Source organism: Pedobacter sp., assembly GCF_031119335.1.
Lineage (GTDB): Bacteria > Bacteroidota > Bacteroidia > Sphingobacteriales > Sphingobacteriaceae > Pedobacter.
Genome location: NZ_JAVHXT010000002.1, coordinates 302,897 through 325,230, shown reverse-complemented (window position 1 = coordinate 325,230; position 22,334 = coordinate 302,897). Strand labels below are relative to the sequence as shown.

Here is a 22,334-nt window from a genome sequence, read left to right as displayed (position 1 = left end):
GAGCGGGTGCCATAGGTTTAGTATGTTGCTTTAACCTTTTTTAACAAATTGATACCTCGAAACTTGCCAAAGATTAATAGCTTTGTGGCATGAAACTGGTAGCGATGTTTCTTCTATTCGTAAATTTTGGTTTGGTAAGGTAAAATATTGATGCGTAATCTGGTCGTAGATATTGGCAATACCTATAGTAAAATAGCAGTCTTTGAGCAAAAAGAACTCATTCATTTCCTACAGCTTAAAAAACTAGAAGAGAAAGACCTCTTAAAACTTATTGCCGAATATCAGATAGAGAATTCGACGGTTTCTAGCGTGGGCAATGAAATAAACCACCTCGAAATATTGCTAAATAAACATACCCATTACACACGTTTCACTACCGAAATAATGGGCAGTATAAAAAGCCATTACGAAAGCCCTGCAACTTTGGGCCTAGATAGATGGGCAAAGGTAATTGCAGCGCATTGCTTATATAAGGGTATTAATACTTTGATGATTGATGCCGGCACTTGCATAACTTATGATGTGTTGACAGCCAAGAATGAATACTTTGGCGGAAGCATAAGTTTAGGCTTGAATATGCGTTTTAAGGCTTTGAACCATTACACTGGTCGCCTCCCTTTGGTAAATTGGGATAAGGAACAAGAGCGTATTGAAGAGGGAAGTAATACGCAGAATGCTATTAAGCGAGGTGTATTGCAGGGAGCGCTTAACGAAATAGAGGGATTTATTGCCATAGAGCATAAGAGAAATAAAGATTTAAAGGTAGTTTTAACCGGAGGCGATTCGCTTTTTTTGACCAAGCAATTAAAAAATAGCATATTTGCCGCCCAGATTACTCACGAACCATATTTGGTTTTAAAAGGCTTGAATGAAGTTATTACATTATAAAATGAACAATAAAATTAAGCGTGTATATGTTGCTACGCTGTCAATGCTAACAATGTCGTTAGGGGTTTTTGCGCAAACAACAGTACAATCTCCATATTCTAAATTTGGCTTGGGTAACCTAAGAGGCTCTGTTTTACCTCAGCAAAGAGGTATGGGAAGTATCTCAACGGGTGTTTTTAGGTCTAGCTATATTAATAATATCAATATGCAAAATCCAGCTTCTTATGCTGGTATAAGTCTTACCACTTTAGATATTGGTATGGCTGGAAGCTCAACAGAACTAAAGACGAATAATTTAAGCGAGCGTAGTTTCAATGCGTCGCTAAGCCATGTAGCTATGGCATTTCCTCTTACTACTAAATCTGCAGTTAGTATCGGTATTTTACCATACTCAGAGCTAGGTTACGATTTTAGAAATACTGCAACTTTAGGAACTGGTACAAGTGCAAAATCTGTAGATTATTTATACAAAGGCGAAGGAGGCTTGTCAAAAGCATATCTAGGTTACGGTATCCAATTTGGCGATCATTTTAGAGTGGGTGCCAATGCCGAATATCTTTTTGGTAACTTGATACAAAGTGCATCTACCGAGTTTGTAAATGATCCTGGCGCTATTAATTCTCGCGATCAGGTGAAAAACAGTATTTACGGACTTAACTACAGCTACGGTGCACAATACGACTTTCGCTTAGGTAGTAGAACTTCTTTGGTATTAGGTTATTCTGGGTCTTCTGGTTCAAAATTAAACTCAGAGAAAAGCCAGTACACTACCATATATACTAAAGATGCGCAAGGAAACGAGCGTTCAGCTTTAGATACGTTAAGCTTTACAGAGAATGGAAAAACAGATTTGAAAATGCCTTTGCTGCATTCATTTGGGTTCACCTTGCAAAAAGAAAATAAATGGTTGGTCGGTGCTGATTATCGCACGGGAAAATGGTCTGAAACAACAATAGATAATGTAAACCAAGGTCTTCAAGATACTTATGGTGTATCTGTTGGTGGTCAATTTACGCCAGATATCACTGCAATTAACGGATATTTTAAAAGAGTTGATTACCGTTTAGGCTTTACTTACGATAAAACATATATTAGAATGGCTAACGAAGATGTGAAGCAGACTGCGGTTACTTTCGGATTAGGGCTGCCGCTTCAATCTGGTTACGGAAGATCATCATTCTATAAAATGAACGTTTCTGCAGAAGTTGGTAGAAGAGGGAAAATTACAAATAGTTTAATTCAAGAGCGCTACGTAAACTTTCATTTAAGTTTCTTGTTGAATGATAGATGGTTCCAAAGGTTTAGGTTTGATTAATAAGGCTTGAAAAAAGCTAAAAGATTAAAGAAGTATAGCGTTGAAAGCGGTAAAATTGAAGATTGGCGGTAACACTTTTGCAGGCGAAAATTTTAGCTCGCCAGCTTTAAGTCTTCAGTCTTTAGTCTTTGGTCTTTTTACTTTTACCTTTCTTCTTTATTCTTGCGGTGGCGATGACCTAAAAAAAGTTTCATCCATTGCTGCCAATAAAGTTACATTAACTAAAGACAGAACTTACGGCGTAGAGATAATTTATAGCGATTCTGCAAAGGTAAAAGCAAAAGGTTATGCACCCATTTTAGATAAAGTAACTCCTTCGGCCGGTGCTGCTTATAGCGAAATGCCCAATGGCGTTAAAATCTATTTTTTAGATGATTTTCTAAAAAACAAAGGAACCATAACTTCAAACTACGCTATCAATAAAGAAGTGGAAAAAATTACCATATTTAGGAAAAATGTGGTTGTAGTTACTGATAACATGACTTTTACCACCGAAGAACTTACATGGGACGAGAACAAGCGTCTTTATACATCACCGGCTGGTACAGTAACTACAAAAGATGGAAATGTGCTTAATGGAACTAGCTTTTCTGCCCCACAAGATTTCAGTACTTACAGCATTACCATGCCTTCAGGTCAGGGTTATGTTGATAATGGAAAACTGCCTCAATAGCCACCAATTTTAAGCTTCTATCTTCCTAGTTTTCAACTTAAAAAACAATTGAAATTTAATATTTTCTAATTTGTTTCAAATTTGTATCTTGCGCCCTCTTAAAATAAAATTTTAATATAGAATAATATGGGTATAATGACATTCTTGCGTAACCGTGCAGGGCTTATCTTAATTGGAGCAATAGGTTTCGCAATTGTAGCATTTTTAATTGGAGACGTTTTTACTACCGGACAATCTTTTTTAAGTGCGTCTAGAACAACAGTAGGGTCTATTGACGGGGAAGACATAAAGTACGAACAATTTAACACAAAAGTAGAGCAAACTTCTGCTCAGTTTAAGCAACAGTACGGAGGCGTTATGAACGCTCAAATGCAAGCTATGGCAGTAGATCAAGCTTGGCAGTCGGAAATTGCAAACATCGTTTTAGGTAAAGAGTTTGATCGTGTAGGCTTAACAGTTTCTGCAGACGAGCTTTTCGATCTAATCCAAGGCAAAACTCCTAGCCCATTAATTACACAGTATTTCGGTAATCCACAAACTGGTGAGTTTGATAGAGCAGCTGTAATGACTTCTCTTAAGTCTAGAAATACAAATCCTCAATTGGCTCAGCAATGGTTAATGCTTGAAGAGGAAATCGAAAAACAAGCGCTGCAACAAAAATACACCAAATTGGTGAGTAGCTCTGTTTACGTTTCTAGTTTAGAAGCTAATGATGAGTACATCAACCGTAATAAATTGGTTAATTTCAAATATGTAAACTTAGATTACAGCTCTATTCTTGATGCAAATGTGAAGTTAGAAGATGCTGATTACAAAGCTTATTACGAAGAAAACAAAAAACGTTTTGATAATGCTCAAGAAACAAGAGATTTTCAATATGTTGCCTTCAGTATTCAGCCAACTGCTGCTGATAGCGCAATTGTAAAAACTCAGGTAGAAAAATTAGCTGCTGATTTTAAAACCACACCAAACGATTCGTTATTCTCTGCTAATAACTCTGATGTTAAGATCCCTTACACTTATCTTTCTAAAGGTAAATTAGATCCAGCAGTAGATTCGGTAATTTTCAACTATCCAGTTGGAAGTTTCTACGGACCTAAATTCTCTGGAAATTCTTACAAATTAGCGAAAGTTGTAGATAGCCGTTTCTCTCCAGATTCAGTTAAAGCAAGCCATATCTTAATTAATCCTGCACAAGTTGGTGGCGATGATAAAGCATTTAAACTTGCAGACTCTTTAAAATCTTTAGCGCAAGGCGGAAGTAGTTTCGCTGAACTAGCTAAAAAATACAGCGTAGATGGTTCTAAAGATCAAGGTGGCGATTTAGGTACTTTTGCTCGTGGCGCAATGGTTCCTGAGTTCGAAAATGCTGCTTTCAATGCTAAAACTGGCGATATCAAAGTGGTAAAATCGCAATTCGGTATTCACGTAATTAAAGTTGAAAAACAAGTTGGCTCATCTAAAGTGGTTAAATTAGCTTACATTGAGAAAAGCTTAGTGCCTAGTCAAAAAACAAGAGATGCCGCTTACAAAAAAGCAACTACTTTCTTAAACGAAGTAAAATCTGATAATTTCAGTGCTTTAGCTCAAAAACAAGGCTATACAGTTGGTATTGCTGATAGAATTACAGCTACACAAGGTTATGCTCCAGGTTTAGATAATCCTCGTCAGTTAATTAGAGATGGATACGAAGCAGATAAAGGTGATGTGTTAGCACAGGTTTACACGATGGATAATGCTTACGTAGTAGCGCAAGTAACGTCTGTAAAACCTAAAGGACAATTGTCTTTAGAAGATGTGAAGAAACAAATCGAGCCTCAGGTATTGAATGCTAAAAAAGCTAAGATGTTAACTGAGAAGTTCGACAAAGCTTTAGCTGGTACTTCAAGTATCGATGCTGTAGCTCAAAAGTTAGGAAAAACAGCAACACCAGTTCAAAACATGGTATTTGCTAATCCAATTATTCCTGGCTTATCACAAGAAAATAAAGTGATTGGAACTGTATTTGGTTCACAAGCAGGTAAACTTTCAAAAGCTATTGCAGGCGATAGGGGTGTCTATGCTTTTGTAGTAGAAGGATTTACTAATCCAGCTCCACTAGCAAATACATTTAAGCAAAAAGAAAGTATGTTGATGAACATTAGTCAACGTGCTTTAGGTAACGCTTTCCAAGCATTGCAAGAAAAAGCTGATATAAAAGACAATAGGGTGAAATTCTATTAATCTTATTTACTTAATTTTGTAACCGTCCCGATTTTACATCGGGACGGTTTTTTATTTTATAGAAATCGTCATTGCGAGGAACGAAGCAATCTTAAAGCGAGAGTGTCAACACTTTAGCTACTTTTGTAAGATTGCTTCGTTCCTCGCAATGACAGCACAAATAGTTAGTTATGGATATTCAAGAAAACATCGTTAACAAAGTAGCAGCAAGCGGATTAATCACTTTTAACCTCGAAGATCATTTAGAGAAAGGTGAGCGCTTTTTGTATGATATAAAAGACAACCTTTTTCATGGGCTAATGCTAAAGGAGAAAGATTTTAGAGAGTTCGTTAAAACACACGATTGGACACAATACGAAGGTAAGAACGTTGCTATTACGTGTACTGCAGATGCCATTGTGCCAACTTGGGCTTATATGTTACTGGCTAATAAAATGAAGCCCTACGCAAACGAAGTAGTGTTTGGTAATCTCGATGTTTTAGATACCGTACTTTTCTCCAAAGCCCTTTCAAAAATTAATTTAGATGATTACGCAGGTGAAAGAGTGGTGGTAAAAGGTTGCGCAAATCCACAAATTCCAGTTTCTGCTTACGTAGAAATCACTGCTTTACTTACTCCAGTAGTAAAAAGTATCATGTATGGCGAACCTTGCTCTACAGTGCCCATCTATAAAAGAAAAGATTAGAATGTGTACATTTAGATTTTACTAGAAAGTTTAAAATTTAACAAATGTTAACATCTGCACTTCTGCCAGCGCTAAATTTTGGATTGCTTTTTGTTTTAATTAAAGTATGAGAAAGTTAGCGTTAGTATTTGCTTTAATCGCAATCAAACAGTTTGCCTTTGGCCAAGAGCTGCCCTTGAAAAAAGAAGTGGCTTTTAAGGAAGGTGAGGTGCTTACCTATAAATTGAAGTACGGTTTTATCACAGCGGCAGAAGCAACGATAAAAGTTTTGCCTTCAGATATGAAGTTTGACGGCAAGTCTACTTACAGATTGCAAGTTGATGCTCGGACCTCTGGTACATTTGATGTGTTTTATAAAGTTCGCGATCATTACGATTCGTACATAGATAAAGTTGAGCTTACACCTTATTTCTATCAGGAAGATGTTAGGGAAGCAAAATATCGCCGACAAGACAAAGCCCGTTTTTATCAGGATACTAAAAAGGTGGTAGCCAATACAGGAACTTACACAGCTCCCACTACACAAACTTTTGATTTGGTTTCTGCCTATTATTTTGCCCGCAGTTTAGATATCAGCAAACTGAAAATAAATGACACCTTCAAGCTCAACTATTTTTTAGGGGATGAAATTTCGGCGTTAGAAATCGAATACGTAGGGAAGGAAGTTATCAAATCTAAGCTTGGAAATATTAACTGTCTAAAATTTAGTCCTTCTATTAAACCTGGACGTATTTTTAAAAAGGATAGTAAGTTGTACCTTTGGATCACCGATGACGGCAACCGTGTGCCCGTAAAAGCACAAGTAGAGATTTTAGTAGGTTCAGTAACTATGGAGCTAAAATCTGCCGAAGGGCTAAAATATCCGATAGGTAAAGGTTAATTGTTTATTTGGTTAATTGTTTTAATCGCTTAACTGTATGGCAAAATGGTTAAGCATAACTGTTAGCTAATTTTTTCGGACGAAATAACAGTTAACCAATTACGCAGTTTAAACAATTAACCAAAAAATGATAGAAGTTCAAAGCGCCTTAGTGCATGAAGATCTGATTAAGGAAGATTTTGTATGTAATTTAAGCAAGTGTAAAGGGATTTGTTGTATTGAGGGTGATTCTGGTGCGCCTCTTGAACAGTCTGAAAAAGCAATTTTAGAAGAGATCTATCCTAAAATTAAGCATCTTTTAGCCCCAAAGGGAATAGCTGCTATTGAGGAATACGGTACATCTGTACTAGACCTAGATGGCGATCTGACCACTCCGTGTGTAGATGGCAATAAAGAATGTGCCTATGTAACCTTTGAAAATGGCATCACTAAATGCGCCATAGAAAAAGCTTACGAAGAAGGAATTGTTGACTGGAAGAAACCAATTTCTTGTCATTTATACCCAATTAGGATAACTCAGTATCCAGAGTTCGAAGTGCTTAATTATGACAGATGGCATATCTGCAAAGACGCTTGTACGTTCGGCAGGGAGCTTAAGGTTCCGGTTTATAAGTTTCTTAAAGATCCTCTGATTAGAAAGTATGGTGCAGATTGGTATACTGAACTGGAAGAAAATATTGCCATCGAATCTTAAGCTTACATTTGCTGCTTTTAATAATTAAAGTCTTTGTTAGTTAATGCATTATTATACTTTTGTAGTTGAAAATCATATATCGCTTTGAAAAAAATACTAATCACAGGAGGAGCAGGCTTTATAGGCTCTCACGTTGTACGCAGGTTTGTAAATAACTATCCAAACTATCAAATTGTAAATCTTGATAAGCTAACCTATGCGGGTAATTTAGCCAATCTTACAGATGTTGAGGATAAACCAAATTATAGTTTTGTTAAAATAGATATTACGGATGCTGGTGCTATTAACGAATTATTTAAAAGTGAAAACTTTGATGCAGTAATTCATTTAGCAGCAGAAAGTCACGTAGACCGTTCAATTACCGACCCAACTGCCTTTGTGATGACAAATGTTATTGGTACAGTAAATCTTTTGAATGCTGTTAGAGAGTATTGGAAGGGAGATTATGATAAAAAGAGGTTTTATCATGTAAGTACTGACGAAGTTTATGGTGCTTTAGGCGAGGAAGGAATGTTTACTGAAACTACGTCGTATGATCCTCACAGTCCTTATTCTGCTTCAAAAGCTAGCTCAGATCACTTTGTTAGGGCTTATCATGACACTTACGGACTAGATTGTGTGATATCTAACTGCTCAAACAATTATGGTTCGCATCATTTTCCAGAGAAGTTAATTCCCTTAGCTATTAATAACATTAAAAATAATAAGCCTGTACCAGTTTACGGTAAGGGCGAGAATGTGAGAGATTGGCTTTGGGTAGAAGACCATGCAAGAGCTATCGACGTGATTTTCCATGAAGCTAAAACGGGTGAAACTTACAATATTGGCGGGCACAATGAGTGGAAAAATATCGATTTAATTCATCTGCTTTGTAAAATAATGGATCAAAAATTAGGTCGAGAAGAAGGAGAATCTGCAAAGCTAATTACTTTTGTTACCGATAGAGCTGGCCATGATTTGCGTTATGCTATCGATTCTACCAAACTTCAACAAAAGTTAAATTGGGTGCCGAGCCTCCAATTTGAAGAGGGATTAGAAAAAACAGTAGATTGGTATTTAGCTAATGAAGAATGGTTAACTAATGTTACTTCAGGAAACTATCAATCATATTACGAGAAGCAATACAATCATAAATAAATGGCAAAAGTACTTGTAATAGGTGCTGGCGGTCAACTAGGTCAGTGTATTAAAAAGATTGTTGCGCAAAGGAATATCGCTGATGTGATTTTCCCGGAAGAGGGAGCTGCAAATATTCTAAATGTAGCAGATCTAACGGTTCTTTTTAACCAAGAGAAGCCAGCCTACGTAATTAATTGCGCTGCTTATACTGCTGTAGATAAGGCCGAAGATGAAGCTGATATTGCAAAAGCAGTAAATGAAATCGGGGCCAAGAACTTAGCCGTTTTATGTGCAGAAAATAAAGCTACGCTGATTCATATTTCTACTGATTTCGTTTTTGAAGGCAACGAAATTAAGTTGTTAAAGGAAGATGACATAACTAAGCCAATTAGTGTTTATGGTGTTACAAAATTGGATGGAGAGCAAGCAATTATCGAAAAGCTTGATCAACATATTATTCTTCGCACTAGTTGGTTGTATTCAGAGTTTGCTAATAACTACGTAAAAACCATGCTGAAACTGGGTGCAGAACGTGATGAGTTAAACATCATCGCAGACCAAGTAGGTACGCCAACTTATGCTATTGATCTAGCCAATGCGATTTTCGATATCATTCAAAACCCAGAAAAGAAATACGGAATTTATCATTTCAGTAACGAAGGTGTAACCTCATGGTACGATTTTGCCAAAGCGATTTTCGATTACAGCGGAACTGAAGTAAAAGTAAATCCGATACCTACAAGTGCTTATCCTACTAAAGCAAAGCGTCCTCATTTTTCTGTGATGGATAAAACCAAAATCAAAGCAGATTACAATATCCAGGTTCCTTATTGGTTAGATAGCCTGAAAGTTTGTATTGATGCTTTAAAATTAATTAAATAGAACCCAATACGCTATATAATGAAAGGAATAATATTAGCTGGCGGAAGCGGCACCAGATTGCATCCCTTAACTTTGGCTTGTAGTAAACAAATGATGCCCGTTTACGATAAACCAATGATTTACTATCCACTGTCTACTTTAATGCTAGCCGGGATAAATGAAGTCTTGATTATTTCGACACCACACGACTTGCCTAACTTTGAGAAGTTATTGGGTGATGGAAGTACATTAGGCTGTAAATTTAGCTATGCTGTACAACCAGAACCAAATGGATTAGCGCAGGCTTTTGTAATTGGTGAAGAATTTATTGGTAAAGATAAGGTAGCTTTAGTTTTAGGTGATAATATTTTCTATGGCGATGGAATGGCAAAATTGTTGCAAAACAGTGCCAATCCAGAAGGAGGAGTTGTTTTTGCCTATCAAGTGTCAGATCCGGAAAGATATGGTGTAGTTGAGTTTGATGCAGCCAACAAGGTAATCTCTATCGAGGAAAAGCCTGCACAGCCAAAATCTGATTATGCAGTTCCAGGACTGTATTTCTATGATAACGATGTGGTAGATATTGCAAAAAATATCAAGCCTTCGCCTCGTGGTGAGTACGAAATTACAGATGTGAATAAAGTTTACTTAGAACGCGGTAAGTTAAAGGTTGGTGTCTTAAGTCGTGGTACGGCTTGGTTAGATACTGGAACTTTTGCTTCGTTAATGCAAGCTGGTCAATTTGTTCAAATTATTGAAGAAAGACAGGGCTTGAAAATTGGGTGTATTGAAGAGATTGCTTACCGAATGGGATATATTACAGCAAATCAGTTAAGAGAAATTGCAAAGCCATTGGTTAAGAGTGGTTATGGTGAATATTTATTAAGGATAGTGAAGTAATAATTGTTTAGACCTATAAGTTTTTCAAAACCTTATAGGTCTTTTCCAAGATGTTACCGTTCTCCAACCTGCTGCCTCCACATCGCATAGTACAAACCTTTCTCTTCCACTAGATCTTCGTGCTTGCCCTGCTCAATAATCTGCCCCTTTTCTAGCACATAAATTCTATCTGCGTGGCGTATGGTCGACAAGCGATGGGCAATCAATATCGTGATTTGCTCACTTAGCTTAGAAACATCTTTAATTGTTGCGGTAATTTCTTCTTCAGTAATCGAATCTAGTGAAGAAGTAGCCTCATCAAAAACCAAAATATCAGGATTGCGCAACAACGCTCTAGCAATAGATAAACGTTGTTTTTCGCCACCAGAAACCTTCACGCCACCTTCACCAATTACGCTATCTAAACCTTTATCGGCTCTGGCTAGCAAAGTATGGCATGCCGCCTGACGAAGTACTTTCAAACACTCTTCATCTGTAGCATTTGGTTTAACGAATTGTAGGTTTTCTCTAATTGTTCCAGAAAAAAGCTGTGTGTCTTGCGTTACAAAACCAATTTTTTCTCGCAGTTGGTCGAGGTTAATTTCTTTACCAGAAATGCTGTTGTAAAGCACGTTACCTTCTACTGGCTGATAAAGACCTACCAACAACTTAACTAAGGTGGTCTTTCCAGAACCAGAAGGCCCCACAAAGGCAATGGTTTCGCCTTTGTTTACACTAAAGTTGATATGGTTTAGTGCATTCGTTTTTCCCGTAAGATGCTTAAAACTGATATCATCAAAAGTTAATTGCTCAATTTTACGAAGCGGTTTCGGGTTGTCTGGCTTTTTATCAACAGGAGTGCTTAAAATGTCTTTAAATCTTCCAAGTGACACTTCTGCCTCTCTCCATGTTAAAATTACATTTCCGAGCTCCTGAAGTGGTCCAAATAGGAAGAAGGAATAGAACAGGAACGAAAAATATTGTCCTGGAGAAATAGTGTCGTCGAAAATCAGTACCAACAAGACAACAATCATTACGCTACGTACAAAGTTTACCGTAGTTCCCTGCACGAAGCTCATGCTACGCACATATTTTACTTTTCTTAACTCTAAACCTAAGATTTTGTAAGTGGTTTTATTCAATCTTTCGATTTCTTGGTTAGCCAAACCTAAACTTTTCACTAATTCAATGTTTCTCAAAGACTCGGTTGTAGAGCCAGCTAAAGCAGTAGTTTCTGCCACAATAGACTTTTGAATTACTTTAATTTTCTTGCTTAAGAACCAGCTAATGAAAGCAATAATTGGAATTGAGGCCACATAAACCAACGTTACTTTGTAGCTTACAGAAAGTGAATAAACGATAACGAAGATCATTCCAACCAAACTAATGAAAATGATACTGATGAACGAAGTAATGAACTTTTCGCAATCTACCCTAACTTTTTGCAAGATGCCTAAGGTTTCGCCACTGCGTTGGTCTTCAAATACTTGGTAAGGTAGTTCCAACGAATGTTTAAGGCCATCGGCATACATTTTAGCGCCAACTTTCTGTACAATGATGTTGGTAAAGTAGTCTTGAAAGTTTTTAGCAATTCTTGATACCATTGCCGCACCAATTGCTAAACCCACCAAGCCAAGTACTCCCCAAATATATGCCGAGCGGTCAAGTAGGTCCTTCCTTTCTATAAACCGATCTACGATTTGACCGGTAAAATACGGGTCCATTAAAGAGAAACCGATATTTATTGCGGCTAAAAATAAGGCAAGCACCACCACCCACTTATGTGTTTTTAGATACTCTAATAATAAATTCATTTTTGTTTTGTGATTTGGAATGCAAAAATAGAAAAAGGGAAGCTAGCAAAACTACCTTCCCTTTTATATTACAATTCAACGATATTGTCAGCTGTTTAAGCCTAGTTATACCGTCATAATGTCTTTTTCTTTCAATTCAGAAAGCTTATCTACCTTAAGGATATAAGCATCTGTAACTTTTTGCACTTCTGCTTCACCAGTTTTAATTTCATCATCAGAAACACTTTCTGCTTTCAGTTTTTTTATCTTTTCGTTGGCATCTTTACGGATGTTACGCACCGCGATTTTACCTTTTTCAGCTTCTTCTTTAACTTTTTTCACTAGGTCTTTTCTACGCTCTTCAGTTAATGGAGGTACAACCAAACGAATAATGCTACCATCGTTCTGAGGGTTGATACCTATGTTAGCCTCCATAATTGCTCTTTCAATTGGGATTAACATATTTTTTTCCCAAGGCTGTACAGTTATGGTACGTGCGTCTGGAGTACCTAATGCAGCAACCTGAGACAACAAGGTAGGCGAACCATAATATTCAACAGTAATGCCGTCCAACATTCCTACAGCAGCTTTTCCAGCTCTAATTTTTGTAAGTTCCGATTCGCAGTGCGCAATGGCTTTGTCCATCGTAGCTTGCGCATCAGTTATTTGTTTCTTTATAAGGTCGTTCATTGTTCTGTGTGATTTTATACAAAAATAAAATAATGCTTATAAATTAGCCTTTTACCAAAGTTCCAATTTCTTCGCCTTCAGCAATTTTCATGAAATTTCCGGCTTTATTCATATCGAATACTATAATTGGCAAGTTGTTTTCTTCGCAAAGTGTAAATGCAGTCATATCCATCACATTAAGTTCTTTTGCATAAACTTCTTTAAACGATAAGGTTTGATATTTAGTTGCTGCAGGGTCTTTCTCAGGATCGGCGGTGTAAATACCATCAACACGTGTTCCTTTCAATACCACATCAGCATTAATTTCGATAGCTCTCAATGCTGCTGCAGAATCTGTAGTAAAATATGGATTTCCTGTACCTGCACCAAAAATTACAATACGCCCTTTTTCTAGGTGGCGAACAGCCCTTCTTCTAACAAAAGGCTCGCAGATCTGTTCCATTTTAATAGCAGAAAGCAAACGAGTTTTTAATCCAACTTTCTCCAAAGCATCTTGCAAGGCCATGCTGTTAATTACAGTAGCTAACATGCCCATATAATCGGCTTGTGCCCTGTCCATGCCAGATTTTTCGGCGCTTAAACCTCTAAAAATGTTTCCTCCGCCTATTACAATTGCAATTTCTAGACCTTGGTCATGCACGGCTTTAATGTCTTCGGCATATTGCTTAACTCGTTCGTTATCAATGCCATATTGCTTTTCGCCCATTAGCGATTCGCCGCTCAGTTTGAGGAGGATACGTTTGTACTTCATAAAAGACAAAATTATCAAGTTTTTTTAATTGATGATGCTTTAATTACGTTTAATTTCCTCGCCTTTGTAAAATACCTGTTCAATATTCAATTGCTCGTTTAAAACCACGAAGTTAGCTTCAGCATTAACACTTATCTTACCAATTTCGTTTTCTTTTTTGATCAGCTTCGCTGGATAATAAGTTGCCATATTAATAGCATTTACTAAAGAGATATCGCAATGCGCAACACAATTTTTGATAGATTGTAGCATTGTCATTGCCGAACCTGATAGTGTACCATCCGGCATTACGAATTTTCCATCTATAGCAACGTGTTGGTAGGGACCCGAATTACATTTGGTCACCGCATCTGTGATGATAAATAAACGTTCTTTCATTACTTTGGCGGCAACATTCACCACTTCGAAATCAACATGCAGGCCATCTACAATAATACTTGACATTGCCGTAGGATGATTGAACACAGCGGTTGGAATGCCAGGAGTACGATGTTGCAGTGCAGACATGGCATTGAACAGGTGCGTAGTAGTCTGGATGCCTTGATTGTAGGCTTTAGTAGCCTGCTCAAAAGTTGCACTGCTGTGCCCTAGAGAAACCACAACATCGTTATCTAGTAAATATTGGATGACTTCCTCGTCTTGTAGCTCTGGCGCAAGAGTCATCATTTTGATCGTGCCATCACCAAAATCCAATAACGATTTTATTTCATCCAAACTGGCTTTACGGATATATTCCCTTACGTGTGCACCTCTTTTTTCTGGGTTGATAAATGGCCCTTCCAAATGTAGGCCCATGCAATTTCTAGCCTCTTTTCGATATTCTTTAATTACAGAAATACATTGATTGAAAACTTCTGGCGTATTAGTAGCTAAACAAATTAAAAAGCTCGTAGTACCTTCTTTTAATAATTGATCTTCGATTATTCGGATATTTTCAATTGTTGGATCGGCAGAGAAAAGTTTGCCAGCGGCGCCATAAATTTGTAGGTCAATAAAGCCAGGAACAATTAAGCCATTCCTAGTTTCTATTTTGCCAGCATTGGTTATAGATTCAATTTTATTACTGCCAATGGTAATTGATTGGTTGTGTTTTATTTCTCTACCGTCAAAATAGTCGTAATTATCAAACGTTTGCATCATCAAATATGTAAAAATTTTGCCGATTTGTGAGCTTGTAAATCTATATTAGAAATCTAAACAAATTTGGAATGGAAGAACAAGGAAGCATAAATCAGAATAGACGTAATTTTTTAAAAGGTGGAGCACTGTTAGGGGCTGCTGCTTTACTACAACCATCTTTAGCGATTGCTTCGGAACCTTTATATGGAAAAGAAGAAGGGTTTAAGATTGTTGTGGGGCCATGTTTGCAAAGTTCTTTTAATAACACTGTTTCTATTATATGGGTAGTAAATAAAAATGCAGCAAGTTGGGTAGAGTATGGTTTATCGCCTGATAGTCTAACCGAAAAAGCTTATGGAAAAACTGAACTTGGTTTAAAGCCTATTGGAACTATTAACGTAATACAGTTAATCAATCTACAGCCCGGCACAAAATATTACTATCGTATTGTTTCAAAAGAAATTAAGGATTTTCAGCCTTACAAGCTTACTTATGGCGAGGTGTTAAATTCAGATATCCAGTCTTTTGTTAATCCAGATATAAATAAAGCAGAGGTAAATTTTTTCATGTTAAATGATATTCATGACAGACCTAAATCCATTCCGTTTTTGTTGGGTTTAGATAAGGAAACCAAGCCTGATTTTGTTTTTTTTAATGGAGATATTTTTGATTATCAAACAGACGAACCGCAGATTATAAAAAACTTTTTACAACCTTGTACCGAAGCTTTCGCTAAGTATACGCCATTTGTTTATGTTCGTGGAAATCATGAAACTCGTGGTAAGTATTGCCGTGAATTACCTCAGTATTTTGAGAGCATAAGCTACAATGCCTTCTCTTTAGGGCCAATTAGGTTTGTGGTATTAGATACGGGAGAGGATAAAGAAGATACGCATCCGGTTTACGCCAATATTGTAGATTTTGATGGATACAGGCGTGAGCAGGCAGAATTATTAGCAAAGGAAATAGCAAGTAAGGAATTTAAAAAGGCACGTTTTAGAGTTGTTTTAATGCATATTCCACCTCGCTATTCTGGCGATTGGCACGGGCCAAAACATTGTACAGAAGTGTTTGAGCCCCTCTTAAATAAGGGTAAGGTAGATTTAGTTTTGAGTGGTCACACACATCGATATCAAATACATGAGCCCGTAAAAGGTTTAAATAGTTACCCCTTAGTAATCGGGGGAGGACCGAAGGAAGGTACAAGGACTCTAACGAAAGTTACTGCCAATCAAAATGAACTGCTGGTGAAAATGATAAAGGATGATGGAACTGAAGTGATCAATTATTCGATTAAGAAATAATTAGAAAGTAATTTAAAAGAACTGTAATATTAATATATAAAAAACTAATTCTCCTAATAAATACTTAATCTATCTTAGATTTTTTTTAATGAAAACAGGAATATTAAATGCCATTAAAGTAATTATAGGACTTGTACTTATAGGTCTGGGTTGGTATGGTCTAGGTTACGGATTTGCTACTGAGAATGCTAGCCATTATTTTTTCGGAGGCTTCTTGTTATTGATGTTGGGCGGGGGAATAGTCTTGCATGTAGCAGTAACGGCAAAAGATTAATAGAAACAAAAAAGTCCCGACAAATTGCCGGGACTTTTCTATATAGATTAGCTTAAAAATTAAGCGCCTAATTGTACGCGTTTAAAAGCAGTAACTGTTAATCCTTTAGCAGTGTTGTCTAAGAATTTACGAACGTCGATAGAACCGTCTTTAACAAACTCTTGGTTTAATAAAGTACTGTCTTTGTAGAATTTGTTCAATTTACCAGCGGCAATTTTTTCTACCATTTCTTCTGGTTTGCCTTCTTGACGGATAACGTCTTTAGCAATTTCGATTTCACGCTCAATAGTAGCAGGATCAACACCGTCTTTATCAACAGCAATTGGACTCATAGCAGCAATTTGCATTGCAACATCTTTACCAGCTTCAGTAATATCAGCACCATTAGCGCCTTCAAAAACTACCAAAACACCCATTTTACCATTAGAGTGAATGTAAGAAACAATTTTTTCACCTGTAATATTTGCGTACTCTTGGATAACAATTTTCTCACCGATTTTACCAGTTAATTCAGTGATAGTTTCAGCAACTGTACGTCCATCTTCTAAAGCAATAGCCGATAATTCTTCTGCAGAAGCAGGATTGTTAGCAACAGCAGCAGCTAAAATAGCTTGAGCTAGGTTGCGGAAATCTTCAACTTTAGAAACTGGCTCAGTTTCGCAAGCCAAAGCAACTAATTTACCATTGGTGCCATCTGCTGAAACAGCGATCGATACAAGACCTTCAGAAGTTGCATTACCAGAACGAGCAGCCGATACTTTTTGACCTTTTTTACGCAATAAATCAACTGCAGCTTCGAAATCGCCGTTTGCTTCGATTAACGCTTTTTTGCAATCCATCATGCCGGCACCTGTTTGTTGACGTAATTTGTTTACATCTGCCGCAGAAATTTGTACTGTAGACATTTTTTGAAAATTTATGAATTTTTTGAAAATGATAAGCGTTTGGCGATAAGCGTCTTAAAACGCAAAACTCCAAACGCTTAACTTAAATACTATCTATTTATGCTTCTGTGTTATCTTCTGATGAAGTTTCTGCTTCAACAGCTTCTTTCTTAGCTTTTTTAGCAGGCGCCTCAGGAGCGTCAGCAGCAGCTTTAGCAGCTACAGCTTCTTTTTCAGCTTCATCATCTTTCTCACGCTTGCGCTCATCTAAACCTTCTTCAATAGCTTTAACAATAATGTCAGTAATCAAAGAGATTGATTTTGTAGCATCATCATTCGCTGGAATAGGGAAATCGATGTTAGAAGGATCAGAGTTAGTATCAACCATTGCAAAAGTTGGAATGTTTAATTTCAAAGCCTCAGCAACAGCGATGTGCTCTTTCTTCACGTCGATTAAGAAGATAGCCGCAGGTAAACGGTTCAAATCAGCGATACCACCTAAAAGGTTTTCTAATTTGATACGCTCACGTTGGATCATCAAACGCTCTTTCTTAGAAAGAATAGCATAAGTACCATCTTTAGTCATCTTGTCGATGTTAGCCATCTTCTTGATTGACTTGCGTACAGTAGCGAAGTTAGTTAACATACCACCTAACCAACGCTCGGTTACGAAAGGCATGTTTACTTTTTTAGCTTGCTCTGCTACAATCTCTTTAGCTTGTTTTTTAGTAGCTACAAATAAGATCTTACGACCAGATTTTACGATTTGTTTAATCGCCGAAGCAGCTTCTTCAGTTTTAGCTAAAGTTTTATTTAAATCTATAATGTGAATACCATTACGCTCCATGAAAATGTAAGGAGCCATTTTTGGATTCCATTTACGGGTAAGGTGACCAAAGTGTACACCTGCATCCAATAAGTCTTGATATGTTGTTCTTGCCATTGTATTGTCTCCTTAAGATTAACGTTTACTGAATTGGAATCTCTTACGAGCTTTCGCACGTCCTGGTTTCTTACGCTCAACCATACGCATATCACGGGTTACTAAGCCCTTAGCACGTAAAGCAGATTTTTTATCAGCATCTAATTCAACAATAGCTTTAGCAATTGCTAAACGAACAGCCTCAGCTTGTCCTTTAACACCACCACCAGCTACGTTTACTTTTACATCATATTTACCAGCAACTTCCGCAACTTCGAAAGATTGGTTAACGATATATTGTAAAGGTAGGGTTGGGAAATATACTTTATAATCTTTACCGTTTACGGTAATAGCACCGTTGCCGTCTTGTAAATAGATACGAGCAACCGCTGTTTTTCTTCTACCAGAAGTATTTGTTGTTGACATTTCTTTTCTCGTTTAATTAAAGTTTAATGGTTTTAGGCGATTGTGCCGCGTGAGGATGCTCTGAACCAGCATAAACAAATAAATTAGTGTATAATTTTTTGCCTAATTTGGTTTTAGGTAACATACCACGTACTGCTTTCTCAACAACGCGTTGAGGGTGCTTAGCCAATAACTCTTTTGGAGAAATAAAACGTTGACCACCTGGATATCCAGTGTAACGAACGTAGGTTTTGTCTGCCAACTTGTTTCCAGTTAGTTTAACTTTGTCTGCGTTGATAACAATTACATTATCTCCACAGTCTACGTGTGGGGTGTACTCAGGCTTGTTTTTACCTCTAATAATCATAGCGATTTTAGAAGACAAGCGCCCCAAAATCTCTCCTTCAGCATCAACTACAACCCATTGTTTGTTAACGGTTTTAGCATTCGCAGAGACAGTTTTGTAACTTAACGTATTCACTTGCTTTTATTTAATTTGTTAAAAAATATATTATTCCCCAGTTTTTTAGGGACTGCAAAGATAGGGAGAAAACTTTAAATACCAAATAGTTGGAGTGAAAAAAGTTTTGATGTAAAGGCAGGGTTTTTAAAGTTGTAAGGTAAAAGGTTTAGGGCTTAAGGTTTTTGAAAAGCAATTGCGGTGGTTCTTTGGTTACGCAAGCCCCGCTTTCCGTTTCTCCCGATGAAAAATCGGGATCCACTTCAATCGGGTTTGGAATGCAAAACCTGCATCAACTTTGTCAATCTTACCTTACACCTGCCTATCAAGATTGCCAAAGTTTAAAACTCCGGATTTGCAGTTGGTGTTTTACAGATTTAAAATCCGCAGCTCAAAAAGCCGGGATTGCAAATCCCGACTAGCATATCTTTGCTATTCCAGATTACTTCGTGAGCTCGCTGTGCTCGGTATGTAATCTGGAATTCGTATCCAAGGATTTGCAATCCTTTAACTAAAAAAATCGGATTAAAAATCCTATGATAGGACTTCGAGATTGCAAATCTCGAAGAGCGGAGAGCAGGAATTTAAAGATTTTGTTTTGCAGAGCTTCGGTTCTCCATTTCGCTACACTACGGTCGAAATGACGGTATAAAGTGTTTACTTCAGCTTGGCGACAATCTCTGCCACAGTTAATTTTTGCTGCTCGCCACTTGCCATATCTTTTAAAGTTAGCAACCCACTTTCCATTTCATCGCCGCCAATTAAAACTACATAAGGAATGTTTTTAGCATCTGCATAGCTCATTTGTTTTTTAAGCTTCGCTGATGCTGGATATAGTTCGCTAGCAATATTTGCTTCCCTTAACTGTTGCAAAAACGGCAAGGCATACAGTTCAGCCGCTTCATCGAAATTACTGATGAGCACTTTTGTGCCTTGTGCTGCAGAAGCAGGAAAAAGGTTCAATTCTTCCAAAACATCGTAAATTCTATCTGCTCCGAAAGAAATACCAACGCCAGTAAGGTCTTTCAAACCAAACATTCCTGTTAAATCATCATAACGACCGCCACCGCCAATGCTGCCCATAGCAACTTCGTTGGTTTTAACTTCAAAAATACAACCAGTGTAATAGTTTAAGCCGCGAGCAAGGGTGATGTCTAATTTTAGGTTGGCGTTTGGCGTTTGGCGCATTACGTTTTCTTTACTACTCAACTTAGCTACGTAATCAAAAACCTTCTCAATTTCTTCAATACCTTTTAGGCCAATTTCAGAAGTAGCAAGAACGTTCTTTAAACTTTCCAGCTTTTCAACATTAGAACCTTCCAACAAAATTACTGGTTTAAGTTTTTCGATATCTGCTTCGGTAAAACCACGCTCTAAAAGTTCTTTGGTTACACCATCAAAACCAATTTTATCTAGCTTATCTATGGCAACCGTCATGTCTACAATTAGTTCTGGTTTGCCAATAATTTCGGCAATGCCTGATAAAATTTTACGGTTGTTAATTTTAATATCGAAGTCTGTTAAACCTAAATTGCTTAATGCCTCGTGATAAATCAGTACAAATTCTGCTTCGTTTAATAAAGAAGGAGAACCAACTACATCGGCATCACATTGATAAAACTCACGGTAACGACCTTTTTGCGGCCTGTCTGCACGCCAAACTGGCTGCACTTGGAAACGCTTAAAAGGAAATGCGATTTCGCTTTGGTGCATCACTACGTAACGAGCAAAAGGTACTGTTAAATCATAACGAAGGGCTTTTTCTGAGATTTTTGAAATGGTTGCGTTCGAGTTCTTCGATGCTAATAACTGCTCATCAACTTTGGCCAAATAATCTCCAGAATTAAGAATTTTAAAAATGAGTTTATCGCCTTCATCGCCGTATTTGCCAGTTAAGGTTTGCAGATTTTCCATGCTTGGTGTTTGTATTTCTGCATAGCCATATTTCTTGAAAACCGTTTTAATGGTATCGTATATATAGTTACGTTTCACCATTTCTACTGGCGAAAAATCTCTTGTTCCTTTTGGTAAGCTTGGCTTAGTTACTGACATAGCCGCAAAAGTAATTAATTAAGACGAAAGCTAAAAGGTGTAGGGTTTAAGGATAATTTAAGACTTACGAAGTTTTTAAACGGCGAAGCCCTCAACTTCACCTTAAGAAAAATTGAAACTAAAGTTAAACTTCGTAAGTCTCCTAGTAGAAGGTGCTTAAAATAATTAGAGCCTGTATGTTTAATCGGCTAAAAGCGGATTTGCGTATACAATATTTAGGTAGATTTAATGTTAATTAAGTTTTTAAAATAATATCAATTTATCTAATTATGAAAATGAACAAGTTTTTGTTTGCGATGATGCTTTCGGCTTCGATAGCAGTGGTGAGTTGCAAACCTAAAGATGCAGATGTAAAAGCTGCGGTAGAAAAAACTATCAGTGCTAATGCTGCACTTGCAGGTGTAGTGGTAGATGTTAAAGATGGTGTAGCTACCATCAGCGGAGAATTAAAAAATGAGGCAGATAAGGTAGCCGCTGAAACTGCTGCAAAAGCGATTAAAGGTGTGAAATCAGTAACTAACAATATCACCATTGCTCCAGTAATTACAAGCAATCCGGTTATTAGCGCAACAGATGTGGCAATTTCTGCAGGCTTACGTGATTTAACCAAAGACCTTTCTACAGTGAAGTATGCTGTTAAGGATGGTGTAATTACTTTGACGGGAGAAATTTCGAAGGCAAAAAACGTAGCTTTTACGCAAGCATACATGGCTTTGAAACCAGCAAAAGTAGAAAGAACAGGTTTAATTGTTAAGTAGTTAATTTTTTGAAAGAACAATAATGGCATTACAAGATAAATACAAACAGTTAACCGACGCAGCATTAGCGGCTGGTATTACAGACTTAAACGTTGTTGAGCAAGGCGGTGTTTTACATATTGATGGTACTGCACCAAGTGGCACAGTAAAGGACCAACTCTGGGATATTTTTGGGCAGATAGACCCAAATTTTGCTACGGGCGATTTAATTTTAAACGTTAACGTGTCGACAAGTGCGGCGGTAACGAAGGTAAGGGTAACTACAGAAAGCTCTAACTTAAACATTCGTAAAGGACCGGGCACAGACCAGCCAATTGTGGGTAAAGCTGCACATGGCGAGGTGATTACTTTGGTAAGTCAGAGTAGTGCACAGTGGTGGCTAGTGCGTACCGATGATGGTGAAGAGGGTTATGCGTTTACGCAATATCTAACACCAGAAGGATAATTATTACACCTTAATATTTGAAAAAGCTTCCGATTTTCGGGAGCTTTTTTTTAAATTTAATTACGGATTACAAATCCCGTTGATACCGCTTCGCGATTATAAATCACGAAGAGCGTGAGAGCGTTAGGGCAAAGCATAGGCTTCTACATCTTGCTGTCATTTCGAGCGCAGTCGAGAAATCTTTGGAGATGTATGTATTTAATCTAGCAACTAGTGTTTCACATGTCGAAGCTTCATATATCTTTATTCCGGTCGGTGA

23 protein-coding genes are annotated in these 22,334 nt (G+C 37.3%); 14 read left to right on the top strand and 9 right to left on the bottom strand.

From position 1 onward, the window contains the following. The first annotated feature begins 150 nt into the window (after positions 1–150). The 10 genes from REI64_RS03620 to rfbA all read left to right on the top strand — a co-directional run bounded on the left by REI64_RS03620 (position 151) and on the right by rfbA (position 10,239). Positions 151–888: a type III pantothenate kinase gene (locus tag REI64_RS03620; RefSeq protein ID WP_308848731.1), complete on the top strand. Its 738-nt coding sequence runs from the start codon at positions 151–153 to the stop codon at positions 886–888. Beyond that, positions 869–2,203, top strand: coding sequence for a hypothetical protein (locus tag REI64_RS03615; protein WP_308848730.1), 1,335 nt, complete (start codon positions 869–871; stop codon positions 2,201–2,203). The genes REI64_RS03620 and REI64_RS03615 overlap by 20 nt, the downstream gene beginning before the upstream one ends. A 40-nt stretch (positions 2,204–2,243) precedes the next feature. Continuing rightward, entirely contained in the window at positions 2,244–2,876 is a 633-nt protein-coding gene (locus tag REI64_RS03610; protein ID WP_308848729.1) for a hypothetical protein, read from the top strand. A 126-nt stretch (positions 2,877–3,002) separates the two neighbouring features. Then, positions 3,003–5,099: a SurA N-terminal domain-containing protein gene (locus REI64_RS03605; protein WP_308848728.1), complete on the top strand. Its 2,097-nt coding sequence runs from the start codon at positions 3,003–3,005 to the stop codon at positions 5,097–5,099. Between the two features lie 170 nt (positions 5,100–5,269). Then, positions 5,270–5,785 carry a DUF2480 family protein gene (locus tag REI64_RS03600; protein WP_308848727.1) on the top strand — a complete coding sequence of 172 codons (516 nt, stop codon included), beginning with the start codon at positions 5,270–5,272 and terminating at the stop codon, positions 5,783–5,785. Between the two features lie 106 nt (positions 5,786–5,891). Next, positions 5,892–6,665 carry a DUF3108 domain-containing protein gene (locus tag REI64_RS03595; protein WP_308848726.1) on the top strand — a complete coding sequence of 258 codons (774 nt, stop codon included), beginning with the start codon at positions 5,892–5,894 and terminating at the stop codon, positions 6,663–6,665. 127 nt (positions 6,666–6,792) lie between these two features. Next, positions 6,793–7,359, top strand: a complete 567-nt coding sequence (locus tag REI64_RS03590; protein WP_308848725.1) for a DUF3109 family protein — start codon at positions 6,793–6,795, stop codon at positions 7,357–7,359. An 84-nt stretch (positions 7,360–7,443) separates the two neighbouring features. After that, a complete protein-coding gene (rfbB, locus tag REI64_RS03585; RefSeq protein WP_308848724.1) occupies positions 7,444–8,496 on the top strand; it encodes a dTDP-glucose 4,6-dehydratase in 1,053 nt (350 codons plus the stop codon). Next, positions 8,497–9,360: a dTDP-4-dehydrorhamnose reductase gene (gene rfbD / locus REI64_RS03580; protein ID WP_308848723.1), complete on the top strand. Its 864-nt coding sequence runs from the start codon at positions 8,497–8,499 to the stop codon at positions 9,358–9,360. It abuts the gene before it with no gap. Between the two features lie 18 nt (positions 9,361–9,378). Next, positions 9,379–10,239, top strand: a complete 861-nt coding sequence (rfbA, locus tag REI64_RS03575; RefSeq protein ID WP_308848722.1) for a glucose-1-phosphate thymidylyltransferase RfbA — start codon at positions 9,379–9,381, stop codon at positions 10,237–10,239. Positions 10,240–10,292: 53 nt separating this feature from the next. Here rfbA and REI64_RS03570 read toward each other — a convergent pair whose 3' ends face one another. The 4 genes from REI64_RS03570 to nagA all read right to left on the bottom strand — a co-directional run bounded on the left by REI64_RS03570 (position 10,293) and on the right by nagA (position 14,592). Beyond that, positions 10,293–12,032, bottom strand: coding sequence for an ABC transporter ATP-binding protein (locus REI64_RS03570; RefSeq protein WP_308848721.1), 1,740 nt, complete (start codon positions 12,030–12,032; stop codon positions 10,293–10,295). A 105-nt stretch (positions 12,033–12,137) separates the two neighbouring features. Further along, positions 12,138–12,701, bottom strand: coding sequence for a ribosome recycling factor (frr, locus tag REI64_RS03565; RefSeq protein ID WP_308848720.1), 564 nt, complete (start codon positions 12,699–12,701; stop codon positions 12,138–12,140). Between the two features lie 43 nt (positions 12,702–12,744). Then, positions 12,745–13,452: a UMP kinase gene (gene pyrH, locus REI64_RS03560; protein ID WP_308848719.1), complete on the bottom strand. Its 708-nt coding sequence runs from the start codon at positions 13,450–13,452 to the stop codon at positions 12,745–12,747. A gap of 39 nt (positions 13,453–13,491) precedes the next feature. Then, the gene (gene nagA / locus REI64_RS03555; RefSeq protein ID WP_308848718.1) at positions 13,492–14,592 is read right to left on the bottom strand and encodes an N-acetylglucosamine-6-phosphate deacetylase; all 1,101 of its coding nucleotides are present in this window, start codon (positions 14,590–14,592) and stop codon (positions 13,492–13,494) included. A gap of 68 nt (positions 14,593–14,660) precedes the next feature. On the opposite strand from nagA, the gene REI64_RS03550 reads away from it, so the two are divergent. Together REI64_RS03550 and REI64_RS03545 are read left to right on the top strand one after the other, a co-directional pair. Next, positions 14,661–15,875, top strand: coding sequence for an FN3 domain-containing metallophosphoesterase family protein (locus REI64_RS03550; RefSeq protein ID WP_308848717.1), 1,215 nt, complete (start codon positions 14,661–14,663; stop codon positions 15,873–15,875). A gap of 88 nt (positions 15,876–15,963) precedes the next feature. Beyond that, positions 15,964–16,149, top strand: coding sequence for a hypothetical protein (locus REI64_RS03545; RefSeq protein WP_308848716.1), 186 nt, complete (start codon positions 15,964–15,966; stop codon positions 16,147–16,149). 59 nt (positions 16,150–16,208) lie between these two features. Here REI64_RS03545 and tsf read toward each other — a convergent pair whose 3' ends face one another. The 5 genes from tsf to hisS form a co-directional block, all read right to left on the bottom strand. After that, entirely contained in the window at positions 16,209–17,054 is an 846-nt protein-coding gene (gene tsf / locus REI64_RS03540) for a translation elongation factor Ts (protein ID WP_308848715.1), read from the bottom strand. A gap of 97 nt (positions 17,055–17,151) precedes the next feature. Beyond that, entirely contained in the window at positions 17,152–17,976 is an 825-nt protein-coding gene (gene rpsB, locus REI64_RS03535; protein WP_308848714.1) for a 30S ribosomal protein S2, read from the bottom strand. Between the two features lie 18 nt (positions 17,977–17,994). After that, a complete protein-coding gene (gene rpsI / locus REI64_RS03530) occupies positions 17,995–18,381 on the bottom strand; it encodes a 30S ribosomal protein S9 (protein ID WP_308848713.1) in 387 nt (128 codons plus the stop codon). A gap of 16 nt (positions 18,382–18,397) precedes the next feature. After that, entirely contained in the window at positions 18,398–18,841 is a 444-nt protein-coding gene (gene rplM / locus REI64_RS03525; RefSeq protein ID WP_308848712.1) for a 50S ribosomal protein L13, read from the bottom strand. Positions 18,842–19,477: 636 nt separating this feature from the next. Continuing rightward, a complete protein-coding gene (gene hisS, locus REI64_RS03520; protein WP_308848711.1) occupies positions 19,478–20,872 on the bottom strand; it encodes a histidine--tRNA ligase in 1,395 nt (464 codons plus the stop codon). 275 nt (positions 20,873–21,147) lie between these two features. Here hisS and REI64_RS03515 point away from each other — a divergent pair, with 275 nt between their 5' ends. Together REI64_RS03515 and REI64_RS03510 are read left to right on the top strand one after the other, a co-directional pair. Continuing rightward, positions 21,148–21,630, top strand: coding sequence for a BON domain-containing protein (locus REI64_RS03515; protein WP_308848710.1), 483 nt, complete (start codon positions 21,148–21,150; stop codon positions 21,628–21,630). Between the two features lie 22 nt (positions 21,631–21,652). Further along, positions 21,653–22,075, top strand: coding sequence for an SH3 domain-containing protein (locus tag REI64_RS03510; protein ID WP_308848709.1), 423 nt, complete (start codon positions 21,653–21,655; stop codon positions 22,073–22,075). Positions 22,076–22,334 lie beyond the last annotated feature (259 nt).